The organism is Flagellimonas algicida, assembly GCF_049629585.1.
In the GTDB taxonomy this organism is placed as follows: Bacteria; Bacteroidota; Bacteroidia; order Flavobacteriales; family Flavobacteriaceae; genus Flagellimonas.
The window spans coordinates 631,603-646,785 of record NZ_JBMYIX010000002.1; the positions used below are offsets into that span (position 1 = coordinate 631,603).

General features: G+C 44.3%; 14 protein-coding genes. All 14 read right to left on the minus strand.

From position 1 onward, the window contains the following. Positions 1-16: 16 nt before the first annotated feature. The 14 genes from ACPD8L_RS11665 to ACPD8L_RS11730 all read right to left on the minus strand — a co-directional run bounded on the left by ACPD8L_RS11665 (position 17) and on the right by ACPD8L_RS11730 (position 15,173). The gene (locus ACPD8L_RS11665; RefSeq protein WP_421810331.1) at positions 17-1,087 is read right to left on the minus strand and encodes an efflux RND transporter periplasmic adaptor subunit; all 1,071 of its coding nucleotides are present in this window, start codon (positions 1,085-1,087) and stop codon (positions 17-19) included. Between the two features lie 52 nt (positions 1,088-1,139). Beyond that, the gene (locus tag ACPD8L_RS11670; RefSeq protein WP_116216508.1) at positions 1,140-1,616 is read right to left on the minus strand and encodes a GbsR/MarR family transcriptional regulator; all 477 of its coding nucleotides are present in this window, start codon (positions 1,614-1,616) and stop codon (positions 1,140-1,142) included. A 124-nt stretch (positions 1,617-1,740) separates the two neighbouring features. Beyond that, positions 1,741-2,760, minus strand: a complete 1,020-nt coding sequence (gene pheS, locus ACPD8L_RS11675; RefSeq protein WP_116216507.1) for a phenylalanine--tRNA ligase subunit alpha — start codon at positions 2,758-2,760, stop codon at positions 1,741-1,743. Further along, positions 2,753-3,445 carry a hypothetical protein gene (locus ACPD8L_RS11680; RefSeq protein WP_423943474.1) on the minus strand — a complete coding sequence of 231 codons (693 nt, stop codon included), beginning with the start codon at positions 3,443-3,445 and terminating at the stop codon, positions 2,753-2,755. Before ACPD8L_RS11680 ends, pheS begins: the two co-directional genes overlap by 8 nt. A 21-nt stretch (positions 3,446-3,466) precedes the next feature. Next, on the minus strand, positions 3,467-5,323 hold the full coding sequence (locus tag ACPD8L_RS11685; protein WP_421810329.1) for a SulP family inorganic anion transporter: 1,857 nt from the start codon (positions 5,321-5,323) through the stop codon (positions 3,467-3,469). Between the two features lie 104 nt (positions 5,324-5,427). Beyond that, positions 5,428-6,054, minus strand: coding sequence for a carbonic anhydrase family protein (locus tag ACPD8L_RS11690; RefSeq protein ID WP_116216504.1), 627 nt, complete (start codon positions 6,052-6,054; stop codon positions 5,428-5,430). A gap of 10 nt (positions 6,055-6,064) precedes the next feature. Beyond that, the gene (locus ACPD8L_RS11695; protein WP_293303936.1) at positions 6,065-7,648 is read right to left on the minus strand and encodes a SulP family inorganic anion transporter; all 1,584 of its coding nucleotides are present in this window, start codon (positions 7,646-7,648) and stop codon (positions 6,065-6,067) included. Between the two features lie 84 nt (positions 7,649-7,732). Then, the gene (locus ACPD8L_RS11700) at positions 7,733-8,044 is read right to left on the minus strand and encodes a hypothetical protein (RefSeq protein WP_147300799.1); all 312 of its coding nucleotides are present in this window, start codon (positions 8,042-8,044) and stop codon (positions 7,733-7,735) included. Between the two features lie 56 nt (positions 8,045-8,100). After that, a complete protein-coding gene (locus tag ACPD8L_RS11705) occupies positions 8,101-8,859 on the minus strand; it encodes an SH3 domain-containing protein (RefSeq protein WP_423943475.1) in 759 nt (252 codons plus the stop codon). A gap of 2 nt (positions 8,860-8,861) precedes the next feature. Further along, entirely contained in the window at positions 8,862-10,646 is a 1,785-nt protein-coding gene (locus ACPD8L_RS11710; protein WP_116216500.1) for a BatD family protein, read from the minus strand. Further along, positions 10,646-11,545 (minus strand): tetratricopeptide repeat protein, encoded by a 900-nt coding sequence (locus tag ACPD8L_RS11715; RefSeq protein WP_423943477.1) that lies wholly within the window; start codon positions 11,543-11,545, stop codon positions 10,646-10,648. The genes ACPD8L_RS11710 and ACPD8L_RS11715 overlap by 1 nt, the downstream gene beginning before the upstream one ends. Next, positions 11,526-12,572 (minus strand): VWA domain-containing protein, encoded by a 1,047-nt coding sequence (locus ACPD8L_RS11720; RefSeq protein ID WP_116216498.1) that lies wholly within the window; start codon positions 12,570-12,572, stop codon positions 11,526-11,528. Before ACPD8L_RS11720 ends, ACPD8L_RS11715 begins: the two co-directional genes overlap by 20 nt. A 3-nt stretch (positions 12,573-12,575) precedes the next feature. Beyond that, positions 12,576-13,574, minus strand: coding sequence for a vWA domain-containing protein (locus tag ACPD8L_RS11725; protein ID WP_293303941.1), 999 nt, complete (start codon positions 13,572-13,574; stop codon positions 12,576-12,578). Then, entirely contained in the window at positions 13,575-15,173 is a 1,599-nt protein-coding gene (locus ACPD8L_RS11730; protein WP_423943867.1) for a BatD family protein, read from the minus strand. Positions 15,174-15,183: the final 10 nt, after the last annotated feature.

The window sequence follows — 15,183 nt, forward strand, 5'->3', positions numbered from 1 at the left end:
GTTGGCAATATGATTATTACTTGACAGGATTTATGGTCTGTCCGTCCCTGAGCTTGGATACTCCCTCGGAAACAATGGTAGTACCCTCATCCAAACCTTCAGAAACAATAAAATCCGTATCTGTTTGCGCCACAATGTTAAGCGGCTTGGTAGAAACAGTATCGCCATCATGGAGGACGTAGACCATTTTGTTCCCCTGTAGATCAACCGTTGAAAATTGTGGGATTACCCACACATTCTGATAGGTTGAAGGAACCCGTATCTGTCCGGTACTCCCGGAACTTAGCAATTGGTCTGGATTGTCAAAGTCCGCCCTAAGGGTCACACTTCCTGTTGCACCATTGATGATGTTGTTCACCATGGCTATTTTTCCTTTTTGGGGATAGGTCTGGCCATTGATCATGACCAATTCCACCTCTGGAGCAGTGTCTGTGGTAAGGGAATTGCCATTGGAGGCCATTCGTTGTTTCATGTCCAATAGTTCTTTTTCATTCATGGAGAAATAGGCCCGTACACTGCTGATGTCCGAAACGACGGTCAGAGGCTGTGTCATGGCATTGCTTACCAGTGCACCTTCCTTATAGGGAATTTCACCAATGAACCCGTCCACGGGACTGTTGATGTTGGAATAGCCAATATTGGCCGAAATACTTTGATAGTTGCTTTTCGCTTGGGCCAATCTTGCCTTTGCCGTTTCCAATTGCACATTGCTGATAATTCCTTTTTCTACCAAGGGAACCAGCTTGTCCACTTCTACTTGGGCCACATTCACGGCAGCTTTGGCGGCATTGGCATCTTGGGTAAGGGTCTGGGTCTCCAATTTAAAGAGCAATTGGCCCTTTTTGACTTTTTGGCCCTCTTCCACATATATTTTTTGGACAAAACCGGAAACCTTTGGCCAGATTTCCACGTTTTGCTTTCCTTCCATGGAAGTAGCATAGACCTTATAAATGGTAATATCTTGTTTTTTTAGATTGCTCACCTTTAAGCTAGGTGGTGGGGGAGCGGTTCGTTGTTGGGCTTTTTCCCCACAAGAGGACAGGATCAAGGCAGTCACTAGGGTTAAGGCTATATGCGTTGTTTTCATGACTTTATTTCTGGTGTTAAGGTTTTTGAATAGTTGGATGAACATTGTTTTTTCAGTCTAGTATTTTTTCAAGCTTTTCGATGGACTCTCTTAACAGCTTTTCATTTTTGTTGACATAGTCCAAATAGATATGGGTTCTTTCTTGACCCTCCTTGAGTTTTTTTGGACTACTTTTTTTGTGGTGCTCCAGGACCAAGGTGATGATGGATTTTTCCTTCTCCACCCGTTTAAGATTCTCCTGGAGTTTGGCAAGGAAAAAAGTCTTCTGCTTGGCGATGGAGAAATAACGTCTTCTATCACCGGGCTTTGTAAAGTAGGTAATGATCCCCATGTTTAGGAGGAGGTTCAACGAGGTAGAGGTTGAACTTTTGCTGGCCCCTCTTTTTTCCAGACAGTCTTCAAAAGTAAGTCCGTCCTCATCGGTTAAAATAAGTATGGCGTAGATTCTAGCAGCTAAAGGAGGTAAATTGTACTCCCCTTCCAGATGAACGCCTAATGTTTCTATAAGTTGTTGATTTGCAGTTACCATAAAATGGATTTAACGCCGCAAAATTACAGTTGGTTCGGAAGTTACCAAACTAAACGAACTTAAACTTGTGTTAAAAAACCATCAAGAGATAAAATTTATATTTAACACAATGAAAATAAGATAGTTAAAGAGCGCTTTTGAACTGCTCCAAGAATCGTACATCGTTCTCACTCAACAACCTAATGTCCGAGATTTGATGCAATAACAAAGCAATACGGTCTATTCCCATACCAAAGGCAAATCCTGAATAAACTTCGGGATCTATACCACAATTGCGGAGCACATTGGGGTCTACCATACCACATCCCATAATCTCCAACCAGCCGGTACCCTTGGTCATCCGGTAATCGGTTTCGGTTTCAAGTCCCCAGTATACATCCACCTCTGCACTGGGTTCGGTGAATGGGAAATAGGAAGGTCTTAGTCGGATTTTGGATTTTCCGAACATCTCCGAAGTAAAATATTGCAAGGTCTGTTTTAAGTCGGCAAAGGATACATTTTTGTCCACATACAATCCTTCCACCTGATGGAAAAAACAGTGCGAACGAGCAGAAATGGCCTCATTTCGATACACCCTTCCGGGGGAAATAGTCCGGATGGGCGGTTGGTTACTTTCCATATACCTAACCTGTACGGATGAGGTATGGGTGCGCAGCAGGATATCTGGATCGGTTTGGATAAAGAAGGTGTCCTGCATGTCCCTGGCAGGATGGTACTCCGGGAGGTTCAAAGCCGTAAAGTTGTGCCAATCATCCTCTATTTCAGGGCCTTCCGAAACATTGAAACCAATTCTGGAGAAAATATCGATGATTTGGTTTTTTACTATGGAAATAGGATGTCTGGCCCCAATTTCTATGGGTTCACCGGGACGGGTCAAATCTCCGAACTTGCCAACCGTTTCCGCTTGGTTCTCAAGGGCGGCCTTAAGTTCGTTGACTTTCTCCGTTGCCGAATTTTTCAATTGATTGATGACCTGCCCAAACTCTTTCTTTTCTTCATTGGGAACATTTTTGAACTCGGCAAAGAAACTGTTCAACAAGCCCTTTTTTCCCAAATACTTGATTCGGAAATTCTCTATCTCTTCTGTTGAGGTTGAAGTGAATTTTTCTACTTCAGCCAAGTGCTCCTTTATGGTCTCAATCATTTTTACTGGCAGTATTGGCCGACAAATTTAGCAAATTGTCCTTGAATATGTAGGCAATAAGAAAATGTACTGCTACACCGCCAAAAAAATGCCATAGCCAATGCGTGCCCATTGGAAAAAAAGATTGACTCTTATCTATGCTCCTGAACAGAATGGCCACCGAAAAGATGGTGAAGGCCGTAATCACAAGAATGGCATTCTTGCCTTGGGTTTTAATGAGGTAGCCAACCAAGGGCAACAGAATGGTGGCTGCCGTGATCACATAACCCAATGAAATCCGCCATCCAGGGGGAATGGGCAGTATGCGCAACATATAAGAGGTTCCCAAGAGGAGAAAAACAAGGAGAAGCCTTTGCCACCAAGTCCTGACCACCTTAAAAATGAAATAGATGACCAAGGCAGCGCAAAGAAGCATAATGGGCATCCAATCCAATTTAAGCCAAAACTCATGACTACGCGTGGCGTGATAAATGGTGCCTCCAATATAACTTATGGCGATCACCGGAAGTACCCAGGCCAAAAAAAGATGTTCCTTGGGATGCTTGTAAACCCGTATGCCCCAATATATAATGATAAGCAAAAAGATAAGATTGCTATAGGTGTTAAAAGGTTCCACTGGCCATCTACCATCCAACGTTTCTAGGTAAATAGGTCCGGAATCGTTTGGAAATTTTAGAAAAAGCATGGGTTGGTGAAAAGTTCAAGATTATGGATTGATACTTTTGGAGCCTTTGCCCACCCAATTCATACAGGACTTAAAGGTGTCAAAAATATGCTCTGGAGGAATTAAATCTGGGATAATATCAATACGTTCCATCATGTATTTGGGTTGGTCCAGTATCCCCACCAAGAGTACCGTTACGTTCTTTCGTTTCAGATCTTGAAGGACATCTTCCATGGCATATAGGCCGGATTGGTCCATGTACTGCATGCGTCCCATTCTAATGACCACGGTAGAGGCCGTATTTGGAATTTGTGAGGCCAACTGCTGAAACTCAGTGGTTGAGCCAAAAAAGAGAGGACCCTTTATATGTTTGATAAAGATTTCTTCCTTAATATTTTCAGGCAGGTTTTTTTCATCGGACCAAGCTTCTTCCCTAAGGGGTTTTACATCAGACCTTTGGGCGGTTATATCCCCAATTTTTTTCATGAACATCAATGATGCGATTACCAAACCAATACCTACGGCATATACTAGGTTCCAAATGGAGGAAAGAACCATCACTACCAGCATAATGATTACCTCCGAACTCAATTTCAACGGTCCTAACTTAATATCCTTGGGAAGGTGGGGAATGGCTTTTAGACCTCTGTAATCCATTACACCGATACCTACAGTGACCAAGATACCGGCCAATACCGCAGCTGGTATTTGCGAGGCCACAGGGCCAAGGGCAAGCAAGACAATCAGTAAGAGCACTCCGGCAACCATACCTGAAAGTCTGGTTTTACCACCAGAATTGATATTGACCACGGTCCGGATGGTTGCTCCGGCGCCGGGAATTCCTCCAAATATGGCCGCGATGCTATTGCCAATGCCTTGCCCTACCAATTCTTTATTGGGCTTGTGCTTGGTCTGTGTCATATTATCGGCCACGACAGAGGTGAGCAAAGAATCTATGGCCCCAAGTAAAGCCAGTGTCAATGCTGTGAAGATATAAGGTGTTATATAACTCAAATTAAAATCGGTAAATATTTCCAGATTTGGAATGGGCAGTCCACTTGGGATTTGTTCAATGGGGCGATAATCCAGCCCAAAACCAAATGCAATCCCTGATACAACTACCAAGGCTACCAAAGTACTGGGAATTGCAGTGGTAATGCGTTTAAAACCATAAATAATGAAAATGGTGGCCAAGGCCAGCCCCAATTCCATCCAGTTTATGTTGCGAACAGCTCTGGGTAACACTTTAAAGGTCCCCAAAACACCTGAAGCGTCTTTGGCGGCCAAGGTACTGGCTTCCTTGAGCATATCTGCCTCCGTGATAGCTTCTGCCCGTTTTATGGTCTCTTCAAAATCTTCTAGGACCAAAATGCCCTCACCGGCCTCCTCCCTCAGGATGTTCTCCAAGATTTTTTCCTCGGATTCAGGCATATATTGATTTACAAATTGTTCATCTTCTTTGGGATAATAGCCTACGGCAGGCAGTATTTGTGTAACCAGGATAATGACCCCGATGGCAGTCATAAAACCAGAGACCACAGGATAGGGGATATATTTTATATATTTTCCCAAGCCAACCAGTCCTAATCCGATCTGCATGAAGCCTGCCAAAAGAAAAATGGTCAGGATGGACGGGAGCGCTTTGTTGATATCCCCATCGTTAACGGCCACAATACCGGCAATGACCACCATGCTCACTGCGGTCATTGGCGCTGTTGGACCGGAAATCTGGGTATTGGTCCCACCAAAGAGGGCGGCAAAAAAACTTATGAAAATGGCACCATATAGTCCGGCACTGGGACCAAGCCCGGAACTAACGCCAAAGGCAAGGGCCAAGGGAAGTGCCACAATACCCGCGGTAATTCCACCAAAAAGGTCTCCTCTTAGATGTTTGAACATATAGCGGGATTAGATTATACAGCATTAAGATAGTAATTTTGGAAAACAAAAAAGGCCGATGATCCCAAGATCATCGGCCTTTTATTAATTTGATTTAAATCTTGTTATAAAAAGGATACTTTGCCATCTGAAAGGTCATACATGGCACCAACAATGGCAATTTCACCTTTCTCTTCCATTTCTTTCAAAATAGGGCTTTGCTGTCTGATGTTGTCCAAAGTCAACTCCACATTTTTAACGGCAACGGCATCCACAAAATCCAAGTTCTTTGAGTTTCTCAAAGATTCGTCTTTTGGTTCGGAAACCGCTTCTACAGCTGGCTCAATTTTATTGATTAAGGTGGTAAGGTTCCCCAAACGCGCATGGTCACATGCACCTTTTACCGCCCCACAGCTGGTGTGCCCGAGAACAACAAGGAGTTTGGTGCCTGCCAATTTACAGGCAAATTCCATACTTCCAAGGATATCGTCATTGACGAAATTCCCGGCAATCCTTACGCTGAAAATGTCTCCTAGACCTTGGTCAAAGACCAATTCAGCAGAAACCCTGGAATCAATACAGCTAAGGATGGTGGCAAAGGGAAACTGCCCATCCTTGGTTTCGTTCACTTGTTGTAGCAAGTTTCTATTGGCCTTTAGATTTTTTTGAAAACGCTCGTTCCCTTCTTGCAAGAACTGCAAGGCTTTCTTGGGCGTCATTGTGGCCTGTGTTTCTTTAGTGTGTGCTTTCATAGTATTAGGGCTATGCCGTTTTTTTCGGTCTTAGATTAAAAAATTCAATATAACTTTTTGGGTTTTCAACAACCCCTCTCTCGGAAATAATCTTAATGTCTATTTTCCGTGTTTTTGCCTTGCTCGAGAAGTCTTCCAAAATCTCAACAATGTCATTGTCCAAGAACCGCGTCTTTCTAACATCCAATTCAAGATAAGAATTTTCAGGAAGTCGGTCCAGCTCTTTTAAAATGGCTCCTTTATTGATAAAGGTGACCTCTTCGGCCAAGGTCATTTTTATTTTGTGGACCCCATTGCTTTTATCCTCTATATGAAGGAAGTGGGAGTTTTGGTAACTCTTGATCAGAATGACCACAATTCCAACCCCCAAACCTAGTGAAATTCCAACCAATAGATCGGTAAAAACAATTCCCACCACGGTTACAATGAAGGGAACAAACTGTTTCCAACCCGAATTGTACATGGTTTTGAAAAGACTTGGCTTGGCCAATTTATACCCTACAACAAAGAGGATTGCCGCCAAGACGGACAGAGGTATCATGTTGAGAAGTTTGGGAATCAGGATTACCGAGGCCAACAATAAAAATCCATGGATAATGGCCGAGGCCTTTGTTCTACCGCCAGATTGAATATTGGCCGAACTACGGACAATTACCTGGGTCACGGGAAGTCCACCGACCAAACCGGAAAGGCTGTTCCCCACCCCTTGGGCAAGTAATTCCCTATTGGTAGGGGTAACGCGTTTGTGTGGATCTAGCTTATCCGTTGCTTCAACACAAAGCAAAGTTTCCAGACTGGCCACCAATGCAATGGTAAAGGCTGTGATCCAAATTTCGGGATTGGTTATGGCCGAAAAATTGGGAAAACTGAACAATCCGGCAAAGGATTCCAGACCATCCGGAATGGGAACACTTACCAAGTGCTCGGCAGAAATGCCCCATTTGGCATCACCTGAGGTGAATGAAAAATATAGGATTCCCAAAACCACGGCCACTAGAGGTCCTTGGACCAATTGGAAAACTTTGGATTTTTTACTCAAGACCCTGTCCCAAAGAATAAGGATGGCCAAAGCCACTATTGCGATCAAGGTAGCGCCAGGGCTAATAAAGTTAATGGCATTTATAATTTCACTGAATGTGTTTTCCCCATCCACTTGAAAGAAGGCCCAATCCCCTTCTGGATCGGCATCGTATCCAAAAAAGTGTGGAATCTGTTTTAGAATGATGATGATTCCGATTCCCGTTAGCATTCCCTTGATTACCGATGAAGGAAAATAATAGGCGATCACCCCTGCTTTTAGCATTCCAAATACCATTTGGATGATACCTCCCAAAACTACGGCCACCAAGAAATTTTCGTAACCTCCCAAGGTGCCTATGGCGGTCAATACAATGGCAGCAAGACCTGCTGCAGGACCACTCACGCCAATTTGTGAACCACTGAGCGCGCCAACAACAATACCCCCAATAATTCCAGCGATAAGGCCTGAAAAAAGAGGGGCGCCACTGGCCAGTGCAATTCCCAAACAAAGGGGGAGTGCCACAAAAAAGACCACAATACTGGCTGGCAAGTCATTTTTAATATACTTGAACATAATAATAAAGAATAAGATTGCCTTCAGGATCTAAGGCTTGCTGAAGACAGTTAGAAATTGATTTTTGATGTGTTTTCCGGAGAATTAAATCAATCTTCTGGGAGGGGGGTCAAGAATTTCAACGGTATAATCCAAAACAGGGAATATATACCCTAAAGAATTAAAGTCTTGTTCTTGATTAAAGGAAGTGTCCACAGGAAAAAAATTCCGAAGCAAAAAATACTTGCTCTCAAAACTTTTACTACCCGTGGTTTCGTTGCTGTTGTTTTCCTCCTCGGAGGAACCAAGAATTATAGCGGTACAGTACTCCTTACCCAATAAAGGGACAAGGGGCGAGGTCATAAGGATTGTGACCAACATCACCGAGACAAAAGGAAAAGCCAACAGTCTTAGCACTATACTCTTTTTTTGCAAAAATATAAGGATACGGACTTTTTTTTGTTAAATAATGTTTAAAAGTCTTTCAACAGCTTAATGCTGTCTCCTAACAACCATCCTGTCTGTCCATCTGAAATCCGTATTTTCTTCCAATCGTCCAATTGGTCCAGAACATTCACTTTGGTGCCTTCGTGCAGGGTAAAGACCATTTCACTGTTGTTATTGGGTTCAGAGGACACCTTAACCTCTTTACTAAAGACAATGGCGGGGTTGTCCCTTTTGAATTCCTGCCGTTGCAGATAAGCCATAAGAACCGACAGGACGCCTAGTGCCAATGCAAAGATGCCCACAATAAAAGCCAGTCGTTTTTGATTGGCAAAGCGAAGAAAAAAATAGGCCAAATAACCCAGAACAAAAAGGATTATGAAAGCAATGGCCAAATAGGCCCATTGATCAAAGGAAAATAGACTTACCACACTTTCATAGAATTGGGCTATTTCTGTTTTGGGCATATTTTCTATGGCATCCAACCTCATGTTTTGGGCATAGCCCAGATTGTTCAGGATTTCATCATCATTGGGATCTAATAATAGAGCCTTTTCATAGTAATAGATACTCGGCCCGATGGCATTCAACTTATAGTAGCAATTGCCCATATTAAAGTAGAGTTGGGCGGAATGCTCCCCATTCTTTAGGATTTGATCATAATTTTCAATGGCCTTGGAATATTCCCCTTTGTTGTACAGTTCGGTGGCTTCTTCAAAAAGGGTCTTGTTTTGGGAAAACCCAAAGGAAAAAGAAAGGAAACAGAGGTAAAGCACTAATTTTTTCATACTCATAACTGCTTGTCCAAATTAGAGATTACCGCACTGGCCTTTTCATAATCATTCTGCATCTGCACATCTGAAAAGGGACTGTAACGGGCCATTTCGCAACTTTTCAACAAATCAATAAAGCCATCTACATCTACAGGGTCCACTTTTTTGTCCAATAGGATGGAGGTTATCTTTTCCTTGCTGAACTCGGAGGTCTCAATTTTGAGTTTGGCCTTTAGGTAGTTATGTAATCCTTTTTCCAAAGCCACATAGAAGGCTTCTTTGTTGCCCAGCTCCTTTTTGGCTGTGGAGAGGTATTTTCTGGCCAATTTATTGGCCTTCTTGATTTTGTTTCCTACCACATCCTGTGCAATGGCCTCCCTCTTCTTAAAAGAAAAGATGGCGATCGGAATCAACAACAGCGGACCGAACAGCAAAAGGTAAAACGTGTTGGAACCAAAAAAATAGTTCACACCAATAGGGCTGAGGTTGGGATTGATCTTTATAAAATGGAACTGTTTTCCCGTTGGGACCACCAATTGCTTGTTGGGGTTCGTTCCTATGGCATCGTTTGCCAAAGCACTGGTCGGTCCTTCCAAGACCTCAATATTGATTTCCTCCGAATTAAGGGTGACATATTTTGCCGTACTTGGGTTGAAATAGCTGAACGAAATGCTGGGGATGGGATATTTTCCCCGAAATGAGGGAACAATGGTGTAATTATTGGAAACCTTCCCTTCCATTCCGGAACTATAGGTCTGTATATTTTCTTCATGCTCGGGGTCATAGACTTCGAGGGCGCTTGGCAGCTCAGGTTCAGGAAGTTGAAAGAGCTTTAGGTTGCCCTTGCCCGAAACTTCTACGATGGCCTGTAGCGACTCGGAGGCGTTCAATTGTTTTTTGGTTGCGGTCACTGAAAACTCAAAATCTCCCACGGCACCACCAAAATTGGCAGGTTTTCCTGCCTCGGGCAAAGATTTTACATTTATGGTCCTTTTTCCGGCCGAAACCGTTTTACTGGTCTGGGTGTAGATACGTCCGCCAAAGAAATCCCTTCGGTTGGTGGGTACGTCCACAAAGATTTCCAAGGACAGCGGTTCTATTTCCAACCTTCCCGTTTTTTGGGGATACAGTACTACTCTTTTCAACACCACATAGCGATAGGGCTTGCCTTCATAAGTGCCATTTTGGGCCGTGTGTCGGGTCACAGGGATATCCTGACTCCAAAAATTGTTGTACGTGGGATTGTCCAAAGGGCGGTAGTTGGTAACACTGATATCTGGACTTACGTAAAGCTTGTAGATCACGGTCACCGCCTCATTGAGATAAGGATTTCCTTTGGAAACCTCTGCCACCAAGTGTAGACTCTCGTCCGCCACGTCATCCACGGTTTTTTGGTCACTGGGCTTATCCACGGCAGCGGTCACCTCCACAGTTTTGGGAAGGGTTTTGTAGGTTTCTCCACCAATGTCAATAGTGGCCTGCTTGATGGTGAAGTTTCCCCTTGCCGTTGGGACCAAAATATAGGAGTAGGTTTTTGAAAAGCTTCGTTTTCCGTTGACCCAGGATGAACTGATGGATTGCGATGGCCCCATGACAACCTTGAAACCTTCAAAGGGAGGGGGGCTGAAATTATCCCCGTCCTTGTTCATGCTGAACTCTACCCTAAGACGTTCGTTGATGCCCAACTTTTCCTTACTGAGGTTCATCTGAAAAGTAACCTCCTCATCTTGGGCATAGGAAGATATCCCCACAAAAAGGGAGATGATGGTAAAAAGTAAAATTTTGCCCCTCAACCTATACATTACCAGTCTTTTTCGTTTTTGATTTTCTTGCCCCTCACTTTCCTTTCCTCCATTTTCTCCTGCACCTTTTTCTCCTCGTTCTGCATGGCCTCTAAAAGGTTTTGAATCTGTTGTTCGGATAGCTGATTGGGTCGTGGTTGTTGTTTTTGATCCTCAGGTTGGTCTCCTTGATTGGGTTTTTTCTCCTGCTCCTTTTTCTTGTCGCCGTCCCCCTCTTGATTTTCCTCAGGCTTGTCATTGCCATTATCTCCTTGATCGCCCTCGTCCTTGTTCTCGTCTTCGTTTTGCTTTCCTTCGTCCTGCTTGTCGTTGTCCCCCTCGTTGTTCTGGTCTTGGTTCTGATCCTGATTTTGGTCTTGCTGATCTTGCTTGTCCTGATTATCTTGGTTCTGGTCGTTTTGTTGCTCGTCTTGCTGTTTCTCCAACATTTTTTTGGCCAAGGCCAAATTGTAACGGGTCTCATCGTCATTGGGATTGCTCCGCAGGGCTTCCTTGTAGGCTCCAACGGCCTTTTCGTATTCCTTGTTCTTCATGAACACATTGCCCATGTTGTGAAAGGCCTTATGCTTCCCAGACTTGTCTTCCGCAGTTTCGCCTGCTTGCTTATACCGACCAAAGGCTTCTCCAAAACTTTCCCGATTGTAATAGGCATTTCCCAAATTGAAGGGAGCGGCCACATTCTTTTCACTCTTGGAAATGGCCCTGCGGTAATTGGCTTCCGCAGTAACAAAATCATTGGAAGAAAGCTCTTCATTGGCCTCATAAGTGAGGTTGGTTGAGCTCTTGAGGGCCTTTTCGGCCACTTTTTCCGCTTCTCTTATTCCGTCCTGTGCCAAGGCAATGCCAGTACAAAGCAGCAGGGTAAACGTCCATCTTATCTTATTCATCATCGTGCTCATTGAAAAGATTTAGTTTTTTTAACCATTGTGTTTTTCTATCCAGAATGAAGATGTCCAAAAATAGACATAAAAAGGCCGCCCCAAGGAACCATTGGAACTGGTCCTGGTATTCGGCAAACTGTGTGGCCTCAAATTCTGTTTTATCCATCTGGTTCAAGAGTTCCTTGATGTAGTCGACTGCCTGTTCCGTGTTGGAGCCATCAATATATTCCCCATTGCCGCGATCCGCCACTTCCGCTAGGACAGCTTCATTAAGTTTGGTAATGACCACTTCACCTTGATTGTCCTTTTTTAGGCTTTCCACCACACCATTTCTTTTGATGGGAATGGGTGCGCCTTTGGGTTTTCCCACCCCAATGGTGAATACACGGATGCCATTTTGAACGGCACTTTCCACTGCGTTGATGGTATTTCCTTCCGAATGGTCTTCCCCATCGGAAACAATAAAGAGTACCCGGTTGGTCTGCTCCGAATCATCATAATAGGTGGTGGCCAAGTCGATGGCGGCATCGATGGCGGTTCCTTGGGAGGACAGCATATCGGTGTTCATGCTCTGCAAGAACATTTTGGCCGCCCCGTAATCCGTGGTAATGGGCAACTGGGGGTAGGCTTGCCCTGCATAGGCAATGATACCGATACGGTCACTTGCCAATTGGTTGATAATCTCCGAGACCAAGCGCTTTGCCTTTTCCAACCGGTTGGGGGCAATGTCCTCGGCCAGCATACTTTTGGAAACATCTACTGCGAAAACAATATCCACACCCTCCCTTTTCACGGTTTCCAACTTTGTTCCGATTTTAGGATTTACCAATCCCAAAACCAAAAGGGACAAACCTGCCAAAAGGAAAACCAATTTCACCGCAGATTTAAAACTCGATTTATTGGGGGCCAGTCGCCTCAGCAATTTGTTGTCCGCAAAATTACGCTGGGTCCGTTTTTTCCAAATTTGAAGAAAAAAGAACGCCAGGACCATTACGGGAATAATGCCCAAGAGATAGAAATATGTTTTTTCATCAAACTGAACCATATGCTAGATAAAGCTTTTAAATATGGAATTGCGCAAGGCCCATTCCAATAAGAGCAATACTCCTGCCAAAAAAATCAATGGCCGGAATTTTTCCTCGTACTTGTAATATTTGAACTCCTCTATTTCGGTTTTTTCCAACTTATTGATCTCATCATAGATTTCTTCCAACTTCTCGTTGTCCGTGGCCCTAAAATATTGTCCACCGGTCACTTGGGCGATTTCCTTCAGCAACTCCTCATCAATCTCCACTTGGCGCATCCCATAGCGGAAAGTGCCATCGGGGTTGTAGGCCACGGGTGAAAGGGCATTTCCATTGGTTCCCAGTCCAATGGTGTAGGTCTTGATGCCAAATTCAACGGCCAGATCTGCCGCGGTTTGGGGTTCAATGAAACCGGAATTGTTCACCCCATCGGTCAGTAGGATGATGACCTTACTGATGGCCTTGCTCTCCTTCAATCGATTTACGGAGGTGGCCAATCCCATGCCAATGGCCGTTCCATCTTCCAATTCACCATAGGTGATTTCCCTTAAGGCATTCAACACAATGGCCTTGTCACTGGTAATGGGTGTTTTGGTATAACTTTCCCCTGCATAGCCTACCAAGCCAATGCGATCGTTGGGACGTTGTTTTATGAAATCCGCGGCCACCTCTTTCAAGGCCGAAAGCCTGTTGGGTTTCAAGTCCCGGGCCAACATACTGGAAGAAACGTCTATGGCCATGACAATGTCTATACCCTTGGTGGTCTTGGTACGGGTGGAAATATCCTCGGTTTGTGGACGGGCCAAGGCGGTTATAATGGCAGCCAAGGCCAAAAGCCGCATTACAAATAGAATAGGTCTCAATTTAGAAGTCCAACTGCTTATGGAAAACCCTTTAATGCTTGAAATCCTCAAGGCTGCAGTTTGATTCCTATGCTTGAAAAAATACCATAGTAAAGCCAGTGGCAGCAATAAAAGCAACCAGAAAAACTGAGGATTTGCAAATTCTATATTCTCAAACATTTATGCTTGTGTTTTTACGTCCAACGTGTTCAATATTCGGTCTACGATCTGCTCAGCATAGGCATCCCCATCTTCCCATGTGATGACCACCTGCTGCATAAAGCCTTTTCCGCCAAAGGAAAGGATAGTGTACTTGGCCTTTTTGGATTGATTTTCACTTGGTCCCATAATGGTTCCTGTGCCAAAGGTCTTTAGGCCTTGTACGCCAGATTTTGTGGTGAACTCTTCTTGTTTGGTGATGATATTTTTAAGTCCAAGCCCTTCAAATGTGGCCAAGGTGGCACCCACGGCCGCTGAAAAGTCGGGGTCTTTCTCTTCTTTATAGATGGCGGAACTGGCAGATACGGAGAAGATACCAACATAACTTCCGTAGGAAAACGATTGAAGTTCCTTGACCAATTCTTCGGTCTCTGGGGGCAGTTTTACCTCTTGGCGTACCAGCACATCCGGTGTTTCCAGTTCAACAGGGGGAAATCCGTACGAACTGGACACCCATTCCCCTTCCAAAAGATCTTTGGTGGGATAGCCAAAAACCGTATCCCTCACTTGTTTAAAGCCGTAGTAGGCAATGGAGGCCCCTGTTCCCAAAAAGACCAGTCCGGCAAAAATGGCCGCGGCCCAATAGATGCGTTTGCGTTGTTTTTTCTTGGCAAGCTCTTCCAAGTATTCTTCATTGAGCAACAACTCTTCCTCAGTGGGTTCGGGAAGGGCATCATGGGTCTTGACCACAATTTGCTCTACTATTTTCCGGTCTTGTTCCGCGGTTGCGGGTTTGGATTTGGCAAATTTCACTAAATCCGCAGTCTGCAATATGTTTTGGAACTGACGCAGCGTCTCATCGTCCAATTTGAGTTCCCCAGCATCTTTCAACATTTCCAGTTTGGTCATCAACTGTGCGGTGGTACTTTCCATGGCGGACACATGTACTTCGTCCTCCAAATACAATCGAACGATATCCGTCAGTTCAGAATAGTATTTCTTGTATTCATCCTGGATGAGGTATCGGGAATTTTCCAAGTTTTTCAGTTCTAGTAGGGCACGATCATAGGGGGGCAACAAGGCTACTTTTTCCTCTTCGGTGAGGGGTTTCTTCCTAAGGAAGAACCAGTATACCAATCCACCAACAATAAGCAGTCCCAAAAGAACCCAAAGCAAGGTTTTCCAGAGCTCGGCATTGCTGCGCTCTACCTGCATCAAGGGTTTGATGTCGTACATTTTCTGTTTGGTGGTATCCACGGCCACATCGGCCACTTTTATATTAAAAGAGTCCGTGAAAAAAGGTTGCTCATTGATGGCGATACGTTGCGGGGGAATGGTATAGGCCCCACTATCAAACTGGGTAAGGGCATATATGCGTTGGAGGATAACCCTATTGTTGTTTTTGATGGTATCCCCAATGATGGCCTCCACGGTTTCCAAAGGAGAAAAAGTCTGTCCTTCTGGAAAGTGGACCACATTGGTGGAATCGGTTTCCACGGTTATGGTGTATTTTATTTGCTCCCCAATTTTTATGGAAAGGGTATCCACATCAGTGGAGATTTTGGAATCGGTTTGTGACCATCCCGTAAAGGGCAATACAAAAAGGCATAGCAGTGTCATCAACACAAAC

Bases quoted from the DNA above. Each gene is read 5' to 3' on its own strand.
- ACPD8L_RS11665 (WP_421810331.1), bottom strand. From the start codon at position 1,087: ATGAAAACAACGCATATAGCCTTAACCCTAGTGACTGCCTTGATCCTG.
- ACPD8L_RS11670 (WP_116216508.1), bottom strand. From the start codon at position 1,616: ATGGTAACTGCAAATCAACAACTTATAGAAACATTAGGCGTTCATCTG.
- pheS (WP_116216507.1), bottom strand. From the start codon at position 2,760: ATGATTGAGACCATAAAGGAGCACTTGGCTGAAGTAGAAAAATTCACT.
- ACPD8L_RS11680 (WP_423943474.1), bottom strand. From the start codon at position 3,445: ATGCTTTTTCTAAAATTTCCAAACGATTCCGGACCTATTTACCTAGAA.
- ACPD8L_RS11685 (WP_421810329.1), bottom strand. From the start codon at position 5,323: ATGTTCAAACATCTAAGAGGAGACCTTTTTGGTGGAATTACCGCGGGT.
- ACPD8L_RS11690 (WP_116216504.1), bottom strand. From the start codon at position 6,054: ATGAAAGCACACACTAAAGAAACACAGGCCACAATGACGCCCAAGAAA.
- ACPD8L_RS11695 (WP_293303936.1), bottom strand. From the start codon at position 7,648: ATGTTCAAGTATATTAAAAATGACTTGCCAGCCAGTATTGTGGTCTTT.
- ACPD8L_RS11705 (WP_423943475.1), bottom strand. From the start codon at position 8,859: ATGAAAAAATTAGTGCTTTACCTCTGTTTCCTTTCTTTTTCCTTTGGG.
- ACPD8L_RS11710 (WP_116216500.1), bottom strand. From the start codon at position 10,646: ATGTATAGGTTGAGGGGCAAAATTTTACTTTTTACCATCATCTCCCTT.
- ACPD8L_RS11715 (WP_423943477.1), bottom strand. From the start codon at position 11,545: ATGAGCACGATGATGAATAAGATAAGATGGACGTTTACCCTGCTGCTT.
- ACPD8L_RS11720 (WP_116216498.1), bottom strand. From the start codon at position 12,572: ATGGTTCAGTTTGATGAAAAAACATATTTCTATCTCTTGGGCATTATT.
- ACPD8L_RS11725 (WP_293303941.1), bottom strand. From the start codon at position 13,574: ATGTTTGAGAATATAGAATTTGCAAATCCTCAGTTTTTCTGGTTGCTT.
- ACPD8L_RS11730 (WP_423943867.1), bottom strand. From the start codon at position 15,173: ATGACACTGCTATGCCTTTTTGTATTGCCCTTTACGGGATGGTCACAA.